Below are 16,358 nucleotides of genomic sequence, written 5' to 3'. Positions count from 1 at the left end.
CACGCGATTACGGTATCACATCGTGCGGACAAGCTCTGCGACGTCTGATTCGGTACGGAGACCGTCGAGTCGCGCGTAGATCTCCTCACCTCGATCTCGGTCAAACGCTCTCTCGGCGCACATGTGGAACTTCTCCCGCAGTTCCTCGTCGGAAAGGGGACTCTTGTGGGTCCCCGGTGGCTCCTTGAGTGTGTTTGCGTACGTGTTCCCGTCGGTCGTCTCGATAGTAACGGTAGAACGGTGAGAACCGTACCGTAGGTCGGAATCGACCGCGGCCGTGACTTGCTCCCTGACCGCCTGCACCGGCTCGTCGTCGACGTTCTCGTCGTCGAAGGCGGCGAGGCCGACCCGATCCCGGGCGATTGCGCTGGCGACCGTGTACTGGATCGAGAACTTCCCTTCCAGTCCGGTGTCGGGATCGGCGTGGTGCAAGGCGTCGGCGGCTCCCTGGGAGAGGACGATCTCGACGGATTCGACGTCTTCGGGATTGATGTCGTGTTCGTCCGCGAGTTTCTCGGCGGACGCGATCCCCGTGTGGGTGAAGTAACAGCACGGGTACTTCTTGACGCCGACGCCCTCCTCGACGATCGCCCACCGCTCACCGAGAGCGTATCGCTCACCGTACTCGGCCCCGTCGGGACCGCTGTAGAGGTCAAAGAACCCCTTCTCGCCGTCGATCGCATCGTCGTCCCCGGTCGCTCCCTCTGCGGCCGCTCGCGCGGCGGTCACGCCCGACCGGGCGGCGGCGCCGGCGTGGATCGGTTTCGTCGTCGTTCCGAAGTTCCGTTTGAGTCCGGCTGGGAGCGAGGCGGCGATACTCAGCCCGTGGCGGGTCTTCCGCTCGTCCAGTCCGAGCAGGTTCGCCACCGCCGCCGTCGCGCCGAACGTTCCGAGGGTCGCCGTCGCGTGCCACCCCTCCTCGTAGTGATCCGGGTTGATCGGTCCTGATAGGTAACACTGTGTTTCGAACCCCGCGATAAACGCCGTCAGCAGATCCCGGCCGGTGATGGATTCGGTCTGGCCGACGGCGAGTAGTGCCGGAACCATCGTTACGCTCGGGTGGCCCTGCATGCCGCTCGAGACGTCGTCGAAGTCGAGTCCGTGGCCGGCCGTCCCATTAACGAGGGCCGCGTCCGTCTCCGATGAGTTCTCGCCGTGGCCGATGAGCCGAACGCCGTCCGATGCCGCCATTCGACCGACACTAGCGGCGACCGCCGTTCCGGCGTCGTCTGCGGCGCCCGCGAGCGTCACGCCGACCGTATCCACGAAACACCGCTCCGCGAGGCGGATCCCCTCCGTCGGACAGTCGTCGAACGATAGTTCCGAAACGAACGACGCCAGTTCGGTCTCGGACGATCGATGGTTGGATGGTTGTGTTGCCATGCTACTATGCAACAACTGTCGGTCTAATAGAAGCTCCGACTCCGGCACTGTCGTCCGGTGGGCTTCCCGTCGGGATCACTGACGCGGGAGGAAGAGCACGAGCAGTGCCATCGTTCCGGCGACCGCGGCCAGCAGGACGAACCCCTCGTCGAAGTAGCCGTGATCTGCGAGTATCCCGAAGAGAGGCGGACTGGCGGCGGCGAAGAGCATGTACGTGGTCCGCAAGAGGCCGAGGCTGGTTCCCTGGATCTCTTCGGGTAGCAGGTCCGTCAGATACGGCATCGTAATAGCGATGTTACCGAGCAGACTGCTCAGCAGAACTGTGACCAGGACGAGCGACCACAGCGACTCGACGACGGACAGCGACAGGAGTGCCACGATCGCCAGGACGAAAATCACCGGGAGCGTCCGCCGGATTCCAAACTGGTCGTAGGCCGACCCTGCTAGCGGTTTAACGAAGACCCCGAGTGCGAAGTAAAGGCTGAACAGGGTCGCGGCGACCGCCGGCGAGAGTCCCTTCTCTTCGATCAGGTACGTCGGATAGAAGCCCGTGAGCGTCAGTGCGAGGCTAAACCCGAGAACCAGTATGAGCGTCACAACGACGATGGGGGGTCGGCGGAGTTCGGAGACGACGTATCGCGCCGTCTCGCGGGAGAGCACCATCTCGGACTCGTCCGCATCCGCGGCCTGTTTCGGGACGACGAACCAAAGACCGATCGAAACGAGCGCGAACAGCGGAACGACGAAGCCGAATCCGAGCTGCCAGACGAACGCGGTCGCGATGACGCTCGCCACTACCGGTAGGATTGCGTTTCCGAGGTCCCCGGCCGCGAGTGTGACGCCGATTGCGGCACCACCGTTGTCCGGATACGTCTTCGAGATAATTGTGAACCGGGCGACGCCGTAGAGGGCGGTCCCGAAGCCGAACAGCGCGGTCGCCGCAAACACGACGATGGCGGAGCCGGCACCGACGACCAGTAGGAGCATGAGACCCGCGATGAGCGTGCTGACCACGAGTGTGATCCGTTCCCCCATTCGATCGGAGACTATTCCACCGGGAAGTTGGCCGAGCGCGTATGCGGCCCATAGAACGGTCAGCAGGAACCCCGCGCTAGTGAGATCGAGCCCATAGGCGGTCCGAATGTGTGGCAACAACACGGGGTAGACCATTCGGACGCCCAGCGAGATGAACCAACCGGCGGCGACAGCGAGGACGATTCGACTCCGGCTGTCGTTCAGAGCGTGTTTCGCCCGCTGCGTGAGCGGACCGAGTCGGCGAACGGCGGACGGTAGCATCGTTTGTGTTTATCTATCATACAGAACATTAACTCTCCTGATCTGCTCACTATCGCCGCTTCCGCGACCAACTCGACGGAATCGGCACTCGAGCAGTCAAATCTCGTTTCGAACGCTCAGCTGTTTCCCGCCGTCGACCTCGAGGACCGTACCGGTGACGTACGAACTCGCGTCCGAGACGAGGTACGCGACCGCCTCCGCGTGGTCCTCGGGAGACGCCCATCGATCCATCGCGATCTTTTCCGTCGTCGCGGCTCGTTCCTCCTCGCTCGTTCCTGATTCCGTGAGCGGCGTGAGCGTCGACCCCGGACAGACCGCTGTGACTCGGATATCGTATTCGCCGAGGTCCCACGCCATGTGTTTCGTCAGCCCGATCACGCCCCACTTTGAGGCCGTGTAGTTGGCCGCGCCGTGATAGCTGATGTTGCGACCGGCCATCGAGGAGATGTTCACGATCGAGCCGCCGTCGCCCTCGATCATCTCGGTGACGACGGCCTTCGAGCAGTTGAATACGCCGGTGAGGTTGACGCCAAGTACTTGGTGCCACGCCTCGTGATCCAGTTCCTCGAACGATCCGCGCGAGCCGATGCCGGCGTTGTTCACGAGGGCGTCGATCCCGCCGAAGCGATCGACCGTCCGCTCGGCAAGTCGCTCTACGTCTGCTTTCGACGTGACGTCACAGCTGACCGTTTCGACGGTCACACCCTCCTCGCGCAGTTCGGAGGCCGTCTCACGCATTTCCGTCTCTCTAACGTCTGCAATCACGACGGACGCTCCCTCCCCACCGAGTTTTTCGGCGATCCCGCGTCCGATTCCCCTCGCCGCGCCGGTGACGATGACCGTCTTATCGCTGAAATCGTCCTGCATGGTTACAGGTTCTCCAGATCCCAGCCGACAAACGGTTCCTCGGTCTCGACCTCGAGCGCGTCCATCTGCCGACCAATGACGAGGTATAACCCCACGAGGAGACCGATACCGACGACCTTCGACTCGTCAACGCATGCTGCGAGCGCGTCGTATGTCTCGTCGTCGACGGTTCCGGTGACGTAGCTATCGACGTACTCAGCGAGTGCACGATCATCATCTTCGAACGACTCGTAGTCCCGGTCGCTGATCGCGAGGATCTCCTCCCGGGAGAGCCCCTCGGTGAGACCAATCCGGACGTGTTGGTGCCACTCGTAGGCCGACCGCAGCGCGCTCGCGGCGGTCAGGATCACCAGTTCCCGCTCGTTCGGATCCAGATCGAGCTCCTCTCTGAGCGTTCCTCCGAATGCCCGGAACTGCTCCAGTGACTCCGGGAGGTGTGCGAGCGTCCGATACACATTCCGCTCTTCGGTCGATAACAAGTGACGATACTCTTCGGGCGTGTCCGCTCGAAACGAGCGTAACAGGTCACGGTCCTCTTCCGGGAGGTTCTCCCGGGTTACGTATGGCACTCGAACCATATCCACCAGTTTCACCGAGTGTGTGATAAACTCTTTCATGGTCTGCAAGCGGTTTTCCTCTCTAACCGACTCGGCATGTGAAGTCTCCAAACAGCGTCTCGACGATGACTGGTGAGGAATGAGCGTTATCGGTCTACTCGGTGGCCCACGGAACCGCGTCGCGATCGAAAGACCACGCGTCCGGGTTCTCGCGCAACCACGAGACGTACGTGCCGATGGCCTCCGAGATCGTATACTCGGGAGTCCAGCCGAGGTCGTCGCGGATTCGCGTCGTCTCGCTCGGGGGCAACCCGGACAACTGATCTCCGCTCTCCACGGCCTCGAACTCGAACGCTGCGTCAGGGACGTGGTCTCGGACGACCTCGACGAACGACTCGAGGCTTGTCCGTTCGCCACTGCCGACGAGGTATCGATCGCTGGGCAGGTCGTCGGCGAGGGTCGCGTCGACAAACGCCCGTGCCTCGTCTTCGACGTAGACGATCTCAAACGGTCTCGACCGGGCGGGAACCGGGATCCGTTCACCCGCGACGGCGGCCTTCACGATACAGTCGTCTTGGAGATTGCCGCGCCGTCGTCCGGGTCCGAGCCCGTGAACTGGCTCGAGGGCCGCGAACTGAACGCCGCGTTGCTCGCGGTAGATCGGACCAACGTGTTCGACGACCAGTTTCGTCAGTCCGTACATCGTCGTCGGTCGCCGGGGGACGGTCTCGTCGAGCCGGTCGATGTCGTCACCGACTTCACCGTAGACCGCCGCACTCGAGGCGGCGACGACGCGATCGACTCCCAGAGTGTCTGCGGCCTCGAGGACGTTGAAGGTCCCCCCGACGTTGACCTCGACGGCAGCTCGGGGAGACGACTGCGAGGCGTGCCCGAGTAGTCCGGCGAGGTGGACGATTCGATCGGGGTCGAGGCTCGCGACGGCATCGTAGACGTCCACCGGGTCGGTGACGTCACCCTCGACGAACGTGACGTCGTCTGCGACCGGTGCAACGACCGGCGACGGTTCCGAGACGTCGAGACAGCCCACGTCGTGGCCGTCGGCGATCAATTTCCGCAGGACGTGCGCGCCGATGAATCCGTGACCTCCCGTTACGAGTACTCGCATGCCCACCGATTCCTCGTGTGCTACTAACTAGCTTGCGGTGGTCGGTCCGTTCGACGATTTGAACGGCCTCCGGCCACGGCGGCGAACGGCCACCGACTCGGACCTCTTCGGCCGCCGATTCACTCGAGCGACGGCGCGAACGCCCGCTTTTGGTGCCGAAAGATGGAAGCCAGTAGCTCTCAATTGCCGAGTATGCGCCTCGGATACTCCATCAACTCGGCGGTGCCCGCCAACCGTTCCGTCGATTCGCACGCGAGCGATCTCCTCGAACGCTCCCGGACCGCGTCCGCGGCCGGATTCGACTACGTTCAGGCCGGCGACCACCACGCAGTGGCGGATCACGCGTACCTGCAGAACGTTCCCGCCCTTGCTCGCCTCACAGAGGCGGTCGATAGGGTCGCGCCTCTCTTCTTGCTCCCGCTTCACCATCCGATCCACCTGGCTGAACGGTGCGGAACGCTCGCGGCGTTCGCTGACCGGTTCGATCTGTGGTGTGCGATCGGCTACAACGACGCCGCGTTCGAAGCGTTCGACGTCCCAATGGCGGAACGTGTCCCCCGATTCGTCGAGTCGCTCCGAATCGTCGAGGCCCTGCTGAGCGAAGACTCGGTATCGGTCGACGGCGACTACTACTCACTGGATGACGTCTCGATCAATCCGAGCGCGACGCCCGAGCGCGTCTGCATCGGTGGGAGCGCCGAACCTGCGGTCCGCCGGGCGGGCCGTCTCGGCGATGCGTGGGTGGCGGTTCCGACGGAAACGATCGACGCGATCGAAACGAAGCGCAAATGGTTCGAAAGCGAGGGCGGTGATGAGGTCATCGTCCGCCGGGACGCATTGGTGCTGAAAGACGGCGATTACGCACGCGACGTCGCGAGCGATCTCCTCCGATCGGGTTACCGCGGCTGGGATGCCGAGTCGGAGTACCCGCTCGTCGGAGACGCTGAAACCGTCGCGAGCGATCTTGCGGACCTCGCCGAAGCGGGCGCGTCGGAGGTCGTCGTTCGACCGATGAGCGGCGATCACGCCCTAGAGACGCTCCGGGAGTGCGCTGCGGCACGAAAGCTGTTGTAGGGAGACGCCTCGTCTATCTGGACGACAGGTCACCTATCCGGTGGATTAAAGGTTTCTCGAGAAGTGTGTTACTCCATGGCAACTGCCGCACTAGACGATCTGACCGTCATCGATTTCAGCCGCGTGAGAGCCGGTCCGTGGTGTACCCAGATTCTCGGCGAACTGGGGGCAGAAATAATCAAGGTCGAACGGCCGGGTGTGGGTGACACGTCCCGTGGAAGCCATCCCGAGCAGAACGGGATGGGCGTGAATTTCATCGCCAGGAACCGCAACAAGAAGAGTATCACGCTCAATCTGAAGGACGAAGAGGGTCGACAGATTGCAGAGGAACTGATCGCCGACGCCGACGTCCTCGTCGAGAACTACAGTACCGGGGTGATGGAGCGGTTCGGACTTGGCCACGAGTACCTGCTGACGGAGGTCAATCCGGAACTGATCTACGGATCGATTAAGGGATACGGGGAGAAGGGACCGAAGAAGAACGAAAAGGGCGTGGATCTGGTGATGCAGGCGGAGGGTGGGATCATGAGCGTCACCGGTCCCGAGGGCGGTGAACCGGTGAAAGTCGGACAGGCGATCGGTGATATCGGTGCGGGACTCTACCTGACGATCGCGATCCTCGCGGCGCTCCATCAGCGGGACCGGACCGGCGACGGCCAACACGTCGAGTCCAATCTCTTCGGGACGATCGTCTCGTTCATGGAGGAGTACATCACGATGTATGGGATCACCGGTCAGGATCCGGAACCGCTCGGGACTCGCCATCAGACCGGCGTTCCCTACGAACTGTTCGATGTGAAAGACGGACAGGTCGTGCTGAGTATCTTGGGCGGCGGCTGGGAAACCTTCGTTACCGAAGTCATCGAGGACGAATCGATCCTCGAGTACGATACGCAGCAGCTTCGTCAAGAGAACTACGACGAACTCATGGCCGTCATCCGACCGAAGCTGAAGCAGCTGACCGTCGAGGAAGTGATGGAAATCTGCAAACACTACGGCTTCCCGTGTGGTCCCCTCAACAACGTGAGCGACGTGGTCGAGCACCCTCAGGCAGAGGCTCGAGACTACGTCATGGAGTACGAAGACGAGACGGTCGGGGAGGTCCTCCTCCACGGACACCCGATCCACCTCTCGGAGACGGAACGAGAGCTGCGCTCCGGACCGCCGAAGCTCGGAGAACATACGGAGAAAGTTCTCGCCGAGATGCTTGGACTCTCTCGGGAGGAGATCCAGCGGCTCCGAGCGTCGAACGTGATCGACGACGAGTGATTCAGTCGTTCGACCGGGCCATACCCATCCCCAGTCCACAACGCAAGATAGCCGTGGGGCCTCTCGGCAGCGTTACCACGATTCCTCGCTCGGTTCACGGTCATCCCGAGGCGAGGGTAACGGTTGGTCCCAAAACTACATCTCCAAAACATTTATAACATTCCTTGGTTATGCTCATACCATGGCAGCCAATTACAGGCATAGCCGTCGCAGGGTGTTACAGTACGCAGGTGCAGGAAGCATGGTCGGACTGGCTGGATGTTCAAGCCTGCTCGGAACCGGAGACGGAGACAACGTCCGAGCTGTCGTTCCGTACGGAGAAGGCGGCGGAACCGACATATACACGAGAGCAATCGCACCAGAGATCGGTGACGAGCTCGACGTGAACATCGAAGTGGACAACGTCACCGGATCGGGGGTCGTGAACGGGTTAAACGAGGTCTACGATGCTGAAGGGGACGGATCGACCGTCTGTTTCATGAACGGCCCCCCGTCCATGGCGTTCTTGCGACCGGATCTCCTCGGGTTCGATCACACGGAACTCAAGGAAGGCGGTGCGTTCGCCAGAACCGGATTTGTCATCTCAGCGCATCCGGATGACGAGGTCGAAGATTACGAGGACCTCATCAGCAGGTATCAGGAGGGCGAGCTCACCGACTTCGGCGGGTTAGCCGTCGGTGAAGGACAGTGGCTACTCGCGATGCTTATGAAGGACCTGCACGGTCTAGAGTGGGAATCGTACGTCTCGTATTCCAGTTCTGGGGAACTGGCCCAGGCGAACGCCTCGGAGGAGATCCCGTCCGGAAACCCGACAGAGACGACGATGGTTGGGTTCGTCGAAGACGACCTGCTCACACCCGTCGTCGCGTCGTCTCCCCAAGGAAGTCCCAACTTCCCTGACCTGCCGACGATGGAGGAGGAGGGATACGAAACTCCGTACGGTGATTTCACTCGCGGACTGCTATTCCCGCCAGACACGGACGAAGACATCATCAATGAGTGGACGGGGGCGCTCGAAACGGTCCTCGAGAGCGACGAACTCCAAGAATGGTCCGACGAGACCGGGAACTTTATCGAATTCATGGATCGAGACTATTGGACGGAGCAGTGGAGTGAAGGGCCAGCGAGAATCGAGGAGGCGATCAATGAGGTCGCGTCCGTCGAGAGCTACCGGGAGGAAATTCAAGGGTAGACAAAAGACCAGTAGACAGAACCGCCACAGAGTTTTCTTCCTGAAGATGAATTAATAATGATAGAAAGGATAAGAAATAGTGTTAAGCTAGGTAGTATAGATGAGGAAACAGTACTATTGGGAATTATTTTCGTGCTCTCAAGTCTCATGCTGTACGAGGCGCAGTCGTTCGGTTCCGCTTCACAGCGCTTGCCGGAACTAACGTCGGCAGCGACTGCTATCCTAGCATTTATAGTGCTATTCCGGAACTTCTTGCCGTCGAGGATCGAGGAGAAACTCTTTCCTGAAGACGAGTCGGACAGTGGCGGCGTGATGGGAGTTGATCGGGATGAAGAGGACACCACGGAGACCGAATCGAAAACAGGGAAATTCGGCATTCATGGGGGACTCTTTACAGGGGTCTTGACGGTCGTTTACGCCGCTCTCGGAATAGCCTTTGGCTTCCTGTTTGTCACTCCGCTGTTCATCGCGATATACATGTACTGGTTCGATTACCCGTGGTATTCCGTAATCGGAATGGGTCTCCTCGGACTGATCATCACGTACGTGTTCGTAACGACCTTCAGAATTCCGTTAAATGAAGGAATAGTCGGGGCCATGACCGGAGGGGCCATGATATGAGTGCGATTGGATCTCTGCTTGAGGCGGCGTCGATAGTGATCGGCTTTCCGACGATCATTTGGATCTTCCTAGGCATCGCTCTGGGAATGATTCTGGGAGCCATCCCGGGTATCGGTGCAGCGATCGGTATCGCGATTCTGCTTCCGTTGAGTATAGCGATGGACGGCAGTCTCGCCATTATCTTCTTCGTGTGCATGTATCTTGGCGGCATGTACGGCGGCAGTATCTCGGCGGTTCTGATTAATACGCCCGGGACGGCAGCCGCAGCAGCGACGACGCTCGACGGCTATCCGCTTTCGAAGCAGGGTCTCGCGGTGAACGCGCTCACGCTATCGGCGTTGGCGTCAGCAATCGGCGGGATGATCGCGATCACTATCCTCATCGCGATATCGCCGTTCTTGACGACCATTTTGTTGAGATTCGGTTCGCCCGAGTACTTCATGGTGGCGGTACTGGGCCTCTCGATGATCACGGTCATCGCTCGCGGGTCGATGGCGAAGGGACTGATGATGGGTGCGTTCGGTCTCCTCATTTCCACCGTCGGTCTTTCCAACGTCGGGGGTGCGGTCAGGTACGATATGGGACTCAGGTTGCTCTTCGACGGGATCCACTTCGTCGCCGTCCTGATCGGGCTGTTCGCGGTTACAGAGATGATCAAATTGGCCAGCAGGGAAGGGGGGATTTCGGAAGAAGATTCCGAGATGACCGGGAGTCGTCGGGACGGAATTATTGGGGTAGTGACGCGACCGGTGACCGTCCTCAAATCCGCGGTAATCGGGCTTGGAATCGGTGCGATACCCGGTGCAGGAGCGTCGGTCTCGAATTTTGTGGCCTACGGCGAAGCGATGCGCGCCGACGACGACCCGGATTCGTTCGGTGAGGGGAACGAGCGCGGCGTCATCGCGGCGGAGGCCGCGAACAGCGCCACGGTTGCCGGGTCGCTAATTCCGACACTCTCCTTCGGAATTCCCGGTAGCGGGACGACTGCCGTCCTCCTCGGTGCATTGTTGATGCACGGATTCCGGCCTGGACCGACCCTGTTCACCGAGGAAGCTGTGACGACCTACAGCTTTTTCGTCTCGCTTGTTATCGGTAACATCATCATCGCGATACTAGGTCTCGCGGTAATCGCGTACGCCGGGTACGTGACGAAGATTAGCACTGACTACATTGTTCCGGTTATCATTCCGCTTGCGATATTCGGTGGGTTTGCGATGCGAGAGACGATGCTCGACGTCATCACCGTAGTCCTATTCGGAATCCTAGGATACTACATGGTGAAACACGACTTCTCTATCATCGCGCTCGTTCTCGGCGTCGTTCTGGGGCCGGTTGCTGAAACGAACTTGCACCGATCGCTACAGATCGCGGACGGTTCGTACCTGATTTTCATTCGGAATCCAATATCATTACTTATGGTAATCGCAACTGTCGTGATAATTGTCGGTCCGCTTGCGAAAGTACAGTATCAGAAATTCCGCGGAGCAGATACGGCCTGACACTCTCCCGTCATATCGTTCTCATTTTGCTCCTTCGTGAGTTGTCCTCGACGACGTAACGCTAGGGGATTCTACGTCGATGTGTAATACGTACCGTCGATTTCGCTTCCGGAAGAGGGAAACAGTAATGAGTTTGCGTGAGAATAACTAACTATGGCCATTGTAGCGGCGATAGATCGGTCCTCTCACGCACATCAGGTAGTCGAAGAAGCGGTCTCACTCGCGAACGCATTCAACGACTCGATTCATGCCGTTCACGTGTTGAGTCGGTCTGAGTTCGTCGAAATGGAAGGGGAGAACGTAAGCGAGACTGGTGACGCGATCGATCTCGATCGCGTCCGAGAGATCGCGGCAGCGGTCGCCGAGGAGGCGATTGAGGACGTGAACGCCAGCGCTGACGCAGTCGGACTCGTCGGTGATGCGTCCGACGAAATCATTCGGTACGCGGACGAAAACGACGCCAGATACATCGTCGTCGGAGGGCGAAAGCGCTCACCGGTCGGTAAAGCGATATTCGGGAGCGTCACCCAGTCAATCCTCCTCAACAGCCGACAGCCGGTCGTGGCGATCAGGATCGAGTAGGTACGTTCGACACGAGACGGCGTGGTCCGCACTCATGCTTACTCCCGCGGACGCACTGAGGGAGAGTAGAGGCGATTTTTGACGGGTTCACTCCCCGAGGTGGGGAACGACACCCTCGCCGAGGAGTTCAATGAACTCCATCATCTGTTCATGGTCAACGCCCGGGTTGTAGAGTTTCAACACCATGTGGTCGATCCCCAATCGGTCTTCGAACTCCTCGATTCGGTCAACGCACTCCTCGGGGTCGCCATAGATGAGTCGTCCGTCCGCGAATTCTTCGAAGTTACCGTTGACCGCCTCCTGCATCGCCGCTGGAATCGTGGCGTTCCGGTCGCGATAGTTCTGGACGAGTCGGTCGAAGAATTCCTGGAGCCTTTCGCGAGCGACGTCGGGATCCTCGTCGACCCAGGCGACGCGGAGTATCGGACGGTCGCGTTCCGACGGGTCATCGCCCGCCTCGCGAACGTACTCGTCGAACTTCTCGTACATCGGTTCCAGTTCCTCGATTGTGTCGAGCCATACCGGGAACCACGAATCACCGAGATAGGCAGCTCGCTTGAGTGCCTGTTCGACTCCGCCACCGACCCAGACCGGCGGGCGCGGACGTTGAACCGGCTCAGGCGTCAGTTCGAACTCCTCGAACGAGACGTATTCGCCGTCGTACGTCGCGATGTCGTCCTCCCAGAGCGCGTTCATCGCCTTCAGGTTGTCCGTCATCCGCGCCCCGCGCTTGTCGAAGTCGTAGCCAAGATTTTCCATCTCGGACTTGCGCCAACCGACACCGACGCCGAGATTAAATCGTCCCTCCGAGATCTGGTCAAGGAGGTTCACTTCGCCGGCTAACCGAACGGGATTCGCCTGTGGCAGGAGCGTTACGCTGGTCCCCAGTTCGATCGACTCGGTACGAGTCGCCAGCCCCGCTAGGGCCATATGCGAAGAAGGCCAAATGATGTCCCAGCCGTGGTGTTCCGCAACCCACGCCGAATCGAGGCTCTGTTCCTCTGCATAAGTGACCTCTCGGAGTGCGTTCTGAAAGTTGTCGCTCCCCTCGCTGCATCGGAAACCGAGCTTCATATCGTCCGTGACTCTGCCAGTCATTATCAAACTCACGACTGGTACTCACGGGAGACGCCACGATCGATATCTCCGTGCTGGTACCCGGAAATCGGTCTACTTCCGCGAGTGTCCGACCGCACACTGGGCGTAACCTTCACGGTCTGGCTTCGAGTACTACGTCTCAGTATGACTAGATCCGACAGGCAGTCCTCGAACATGTGGGATACAAGCCGATACGACGGCTCACACTCCTTCGTCTACGAGTACGGTGAAGACCTGCTCGAACTGCTCGATCCGACCGAGGACGAACGGATCCTCGATCTGGGGTGTGGTACGGGTCATCTCACAGGCGAGATTCAGACCAGCGGCGCGACGGTCGTCGGACTGGATCAGTCAATGGAAATGATCGCAGAAGCGAGATCGACGTATCCCGAATGTGAGTTCGTCTGTGCCGACGCGCAGATGTCCGCCGTTGACGACTCGTTCGACGCTGTGTTTTCGAACGCGGCGCTACACTGGATCGACGATCAGGACGCGGCCCTCAAGTCGGTCGCGGACGCGCTCAAACCGAACGGGCGATTCGTCGCGGAACTTGGTGGGGCCGGAAACGTCGAGCGCATCACCGACTCCGTTCGGAGCGAACTCCGCAACCGGGGGTACGACGTTGACCACCCGTGGTACTTCCCAAGCATCGGTGAATACGCATCGCGCCTAGAGGACCACGGGTTCGAAGTGCAGTACGCGACGCTGTTTGATCGACCGACGACGCTCGAGGGAGCGGACGGGCTCGAGTCGTGGCTCCGGATGTTCGGCGATCACTTCTTCGAGCCGCTGTCACCGGACGAACAAGCGGCGGTGATCGCCGCGGTCGAAGACGACCTTCGGGACGAACTCTTCCGGGACGGAGGTTGGATCGCCGATTACCGCCGGCTCCGGTTCGTCGCAGTCACGCACATGGGGGACCGACTACCTCACGGTGACTAAACGAGAACGGATCGCCTCATTCATTGGGTAACGTTAATATGTGTCTTGATCCATGATACCGTATGGAGTTCGGGTATACCCTCGTCTCACAGTACAAGCAGGATCGAGACATCACTAGAATCGGGAGTGAACTGACTCATCAGGTAGAACTCGCGAGAGAGGGCGGGTTTGACATGGTCTCCGTCTCGGAGCACCACGTGACCGACGACCAGTACCTGAACAACGAGGCGTTGCTCCCGTACCTCGCGAACCACGTTGGGGGCATGGGTATCGGAACCGGAATCTGCCTGTTACCCTACCATCACCCGGTTCGCGTCGCGGAGTGGGGAGCAACGGTCGACGTCTTGACTGGCGGGAATTTCTCATTGGGAGTCGGACAGGGGTATCGAGACGAGGAGTTCGATGCGTTCGGAATCGACAAGGAGGATGCGCTCGGTCGGTTCGTTGAAGGGATCCAGATCATCAAGAAACTCTGGACGGAAGACTCCGTCAGCTACGACGGCCGCCACTATGAACTGGACGACGTCTCTATCAACCCGAAACCGCACCAGGACCCGCGCCCACCGATATACATCGGCGCGAGCAACACGTCTAGCGTCCAGCGAGCGGCGCGCATCGCCGACGGCTGGCTGGGCGCCCACGTCCCCCTTGACGTCATCGACGAGTACGCCTCCGCGTTCCGGGACGAACGGGCGTCAACCGACCACAACGACGGATACGTTTCGATTGGTCGAGAGGCATTTGTCGCAGAGACCACGGAGGAGGCGGAGGAGATCGTTCGCGAGACCCTCATGCGGAAATACGAGCGGTATATCGACTGGGGGCAGGACGAGGTGTTCGAATCCGACGACTTCAGATCGCAGTGGGAGCAGCTAAAAGAGGACCGTTTCCTCGTCGGAAGTCCCGAGGACGTAATTCGAGAGATCGAACGATATCAGGAGACGGTCGACCCCGACCGCATCGGCGTCAGAATGCAGTATCAGGGGCTCGATTTCGAGGATGTCCGCTCCTCGCTCGAACTCTTCAGCGAGGAAGTTATTCCGTCGTTTGAGTCCTGAGACTCGTCATCTACGTCTACTGAGAAGCCGTCCGACGTCTGGACCGCTGCGTATCGTCCCCGACAGAATCAAATTTCGACACCAATCTATTTGTATCCGAGGAGAGATAGTCAAGAGGAGGACAATGAGTGGCACACTCCACGCAACGATAGACGACGGTATCTGTACGCTCACAATTGAAAATAGCGAGAAGCGAAACGCTCTCTCGCCGTCGATCCTTCGCTCGATTGAAAAGGAGATATCAACGGCCGAACAGCGAGACGACATCCGCGCTCTCGTCATCACTGGAAGCGGGGACCGCGCGTTCAGTTCCGGCTACGACATCTCGGAGTTCGAAGCGGCGGACGAGGGGGAGGGAAGTCGGGCCTTCGAAAAAGCTGTGACGAGCATCTACGAGTTCCCATATCCAACGATCGCGATGATCAACGGCGACACCTACGGCGGTGCGATGGAACTAATCGCCGTCTGCGATCTCAGGATCGCCGTCGACGAGGCGTCGTTCGCCGTCACCCCCGCCAAACTCGGTCTTGTGTACGGAGACCGCGGCATCAACCAGCTCATGCACCACATCGGTCCAGCGAACGTCCAAGAGCTCCTGTTCACTGCCCGGTCGATCGACGCCGATCGTGCCGCCGAAATGGGGCTGTTGAACCGCGTCGTCGATCAATCGGCACTCGAGGACACTACGTACGATATCGCCGAAGACATCAGCACCAACGCACCGAAGTCGCTTCGGGGGATGAAGCGAATCGTCCGGTCCCTCCTTGACAAGCGGTCGCTGAACGAGACGGAAAAGGAGTTCGTCCAGCACATCCGAGACGAAGCCCGAGAGAGTAAGGATCACCAAGAAGGCGTTCAAGCGTTCTCCGAAGGGCGGGAGCCGACGTTCAACGACGAATGACTGTGAGACGAAGTGGTGTGACGCCCGGAATCTACTGGCCGATAAATTCGGGTGCTCGACCTTCCGAGAATGCCTCAACGCCTTCCTGATGGTCGTCGGAACGGAACATCCGATCGCGAATCTCCGCGACCCACTTTTGCTCGCCTTCGGTCATCGCGCCCTTCTGTTCGATACTGTGGGTAATCTCTTTCATGTGTATCAGCGACAACGGCGCGTTCTCGGCGATCGAGTCCGCCATCTCGTAGGTCGTCTCCTCGAGTTCGTCGTTCGATACCACTTGATTGACCATCCCTTCCTCGTTGGCCCGGTCCGCCGCAATGGGATCCGCGGTGAACAATAGTTCCTTCGCCGTCGGCATATTGGCGATCTCCACGACCTTATGGATCGCTGAGCCTCGGTAGACCAGACCCAGTTTCGCGGGCGTAATCCCGAATCGCGCGTCCTCAGCGGCGATCCTGAGATCGCAGTTCGCGACGAGTTCGACGGCGCCGCCATAAGTGTCGCCGTTGATCATCGCGATCGTCGGGTACTCGTAGGTCTCGAGTTTTGAGATCATCTCCGGCCAGAGCTCCTTCTGTTCGTCCGTCCGTTCGGTCCGGTCCTGCGTGAGATCGAACCCCGCACTGAACGCCTCCGAGCCCGCCCCCGTGAGTACCAACACGTAGTAGTCGTCGTCCGCACTCAGTTCATCTAGGACGGCCGATATCTCTCGGATCATCGAGTATCCGATCGCGTTTCGCTTCTCCGGGTTTCGGATCGTGATCGTACAAACGCCACCGTCGATCTCGGTGTCGATAGTGCTAGTCACGTTCATATTAACGATCAGCGACCAAATAAGTGTTATCTGTTAGTATCTTCGACGGCGTCGTTCTTGACTGGCGCCCCTCTCGAAG

At 59.8% G+C, this 16,358-nt stretch carries 16 protein-coding genes; 9 read left to right on the top strand and 7 right to left on the bottom strand.

All coding sequences use genetic code 11. From position 1 onward, the window contains the following. Positions 1–15 precede the first annotated feature (15 nt). The 5 genes from CP556_RS22400 to CP556_RS22380 all read right to left on the bottom strand — a co-directional run bounded on the left by CP556_RS22400 (position 16) and on the right by CP556_RS22380 (position 5,229). Positions 16–1,383 carry an MmgE/PrpD family protein gene (locus tag CP556_RS22400; protein WP_098727838.1) on the bottom strand — a complete coding sequence of 456 codons (1,368 nt, stop codon included), beginning with the start codon at positions 1,381–1,383 and terminating at the stop codon, positions 16–18. 75 nt (positions 1,384–1,458) lie between these two features. After that, the gene (locus CP556_RS22395; protein ID WP_098727837.1) at positions 1,459–2,679 is read right to left on the bottom strand and encodes an MFS transporter; all 1,221 of its coding nucleotides are present in this window, start codon (positions 2,677–2,679) and stop codon (positions 1,459–1,461) included. A gap of 96 nt (positions 2,680–2,775) precedes the next feature. Then, complete coding sequence (locus CP556_RS22390; protein WP_098727836.1) at positions 2,776–3,546, bottom strand: SDR family NAD(P)-dependent oxidoreductase; 771 nt, start codon at positions 3,544–3,546, stop codon at positions 2,776–2,778. A 2-nt stretch (positions 3,547–3,548) separates the two neighbouring features. Then, positions 3,549–4,124 (bottom strand): carboxymuconolactone decarboxylase family protein, encoded by a 576-nt coding sequence (locus CP556_RS22385; RefSeq protein WP_098728247.1) that lies wholly within the window; start codon positions 4,122–4,124, stop codon positions 3,549–3,551. A gap of 133 nt (positions 4,125–4,257) precedes the next feature. Beyond that, the gene (locus CP556_RS22380; protein ID WP_098727835.1) at positions 4,258–5,229 is read right to left on the bottom strand and encodes an NAD-dependent epimerase/dehydratase family protein; all 972 of its coding nucleotides are present in this window, start codon (positions 5,227–5,229) and stop codon (positions 4,258–4,260) included. A 192-nt stretch (positions 5,230–5,421) separates the two neighbouring features. On the opposite strand from CP556_RS22380, the gene CP556_RS22375 reads away from it, so the two are divergent. The 6 genes from CP556_RS22375 (at position 5,422) to CP556_RS22350 (ending at position 11,466) form a co-directional block, all read left to right on the top strand. Further along, positions 5,422–6,303, top strand: a complete 882-nt coding sequence (locus tag CP556_RS22375; RefSeq protein WP_176548312.1) for an LLM class flavin-dependent oxidoreductase — start codon at positions 5,422–5,424, stop codon at positions 6,301–6,303. Between the two features lie 75 nt (positions 6,304–6,378). Next, the gene (locus CP556_RS22370) at positions 6,379–7,572 is read left to right on the top strand and encodes a CaiB/BaiF CoA transferase family protein (RefSeq protein WP_098727833.1); all 1,194 of its coding nucleotides are present in this window, start codon (positions 6,379–6,381) and stop codon (positions 7,570–7,572) included. Positions 7,573–7,753: 181 nt separating this feature from the next. Next, positions 7,754–8,764, top strand: a complete 1,011-nt coding sequence (locus CP556_RS22365) for a Bug family tripartite tricarboxylate transporter substrate binding protein (protein WP_098727832.1) — start codon at positions 7,754–7,756, stop codon at positions 8,762–8,764. Positions 8,765–8,821: 57 nt separating this feature from the next. Then, on the top strand, positions 8,822–9,385 hold the full coding sequence (locus CP556_RS22360) for a tripartite tricarboxylate transporter TctB family protein (RefSeq protein WP_098727831.1): 564 nt from the start codon (positions 8,822–8,824) through the stop codon (positions 9,383–9,385). Then, positions 9,382–10,884, top strand: coding sequence for a tripartite tricarboxylate transporter permease (locus CP556_RS22355; RefSeq protein WP_098727830.1), 1,503 nt, complete (start codon positions 9,382–9,384; stop codon positions 10,882–10,884). Before CP556_RS22360 ends, CP556_RS22355 begins: the two co-directional genes overlap by 4 nt. Positions 10,885–11,037: 153 nt before the next feature. Beyond that, positions 11,038–11,466 (top strand): universal stress protein, encoded by a 429-nt coding sequence (locus CP556_RS22350; protein WP_098727829.1) that lies wholly within the window; start codon positions 11,038–11,040, stop codon positions 11,464–11,466. A gap of 87 nt (positions 11,467–11,553) precedes the next feature. Here the strand turns inward: CP556_RS22350 and CP556_RS22345 are convergent, their stop codons facing one another. Beyond that, entirely contained in the window at positions 11,554–12,540 is a 987-nt protein-coding gene (locus CP556_RS22345; protein WP_176548311.1) for an LLM class flavin-dependent oxidoreductase, read from the bottom strand. 168 nt (positions 12,541–12,708) lie between these two features. Between CP556_RS22345 and CP556_RS22340 the strand changes: the two genes are divergently transcribed. The 3 genes from CP556_RS22340 to CP556_RS22330 all read left to right on the top strand — a co-directional run bounded on the left by CP556_RS22340 (position 12,709) and on the right by CP556_RS22330 (position 15,465). Next, positions 12,709–13,506: a class I SAM-dependent methyltransferase gene (locus CP556_RS22340; protein ID WP_098727827.1), complete on the top strand. Its 798-nt coding sequence runs from the start codon at positions 12,709–12,711 to the stop codon at positions 13,504–13,506. Between the two features lie 62 nt (positions 13,507–13,568). Beyond that, entirely contained in the window at positions 13,569–14,564 is a 996-nt protein-coding gene (locus tag CP556_RS22335; RefSeq protein ID WP_098727826.1) for an LLM class flavin-dependent oxidoreductase, read from the top strand. A gap of 124 nt (positions 14,565–14,688) precedes the next feature. Then, the gene (locus CP556_RS22330) at positions 14,689–15,465 is read left to right on the top strand and encodes an enoyl-CoA hydratase/isomerase family protein (RefSeq protein WP_176548310.1); all 777 of its coding nucleotides are present in this window, start codon (positions 14,689–14,691) and stop codon (positions 15,463–15,465) included. 31 nt (positions 15,466–15,496) lie between these two features. Here the strand turns inward: CP556_RS22330 and CP556_RS22325 are convergent, their stop codons facing one another. Further along, on the bottom strand, positions 15,497–16,273 hold the full coding sequence (locus tag CP556_RS22325; protein ID WP_176548309.1) for an enoyl-CoA hydratase/isomerase family protein: 777 nt from the start codon (positions 16,271–16,273) through the stop codon (positions 15,497–15,499). Positions 16,274–16,358 lie beyond the last annotated feature (85 nt).

The organism is Natrinema sp. CBA1119 (genome assembly GCF_002572525.1).
GTDB lineage: Archaea > Halobacteriota > Halobacteria > Halobacteriales > Natrialbaceae > Natrinema.
The sequence above is the reverse complement of the archived record's forward strand: the minus strand, read 5'-3'. Positions and strand labels throughout refer to the sequence as shown.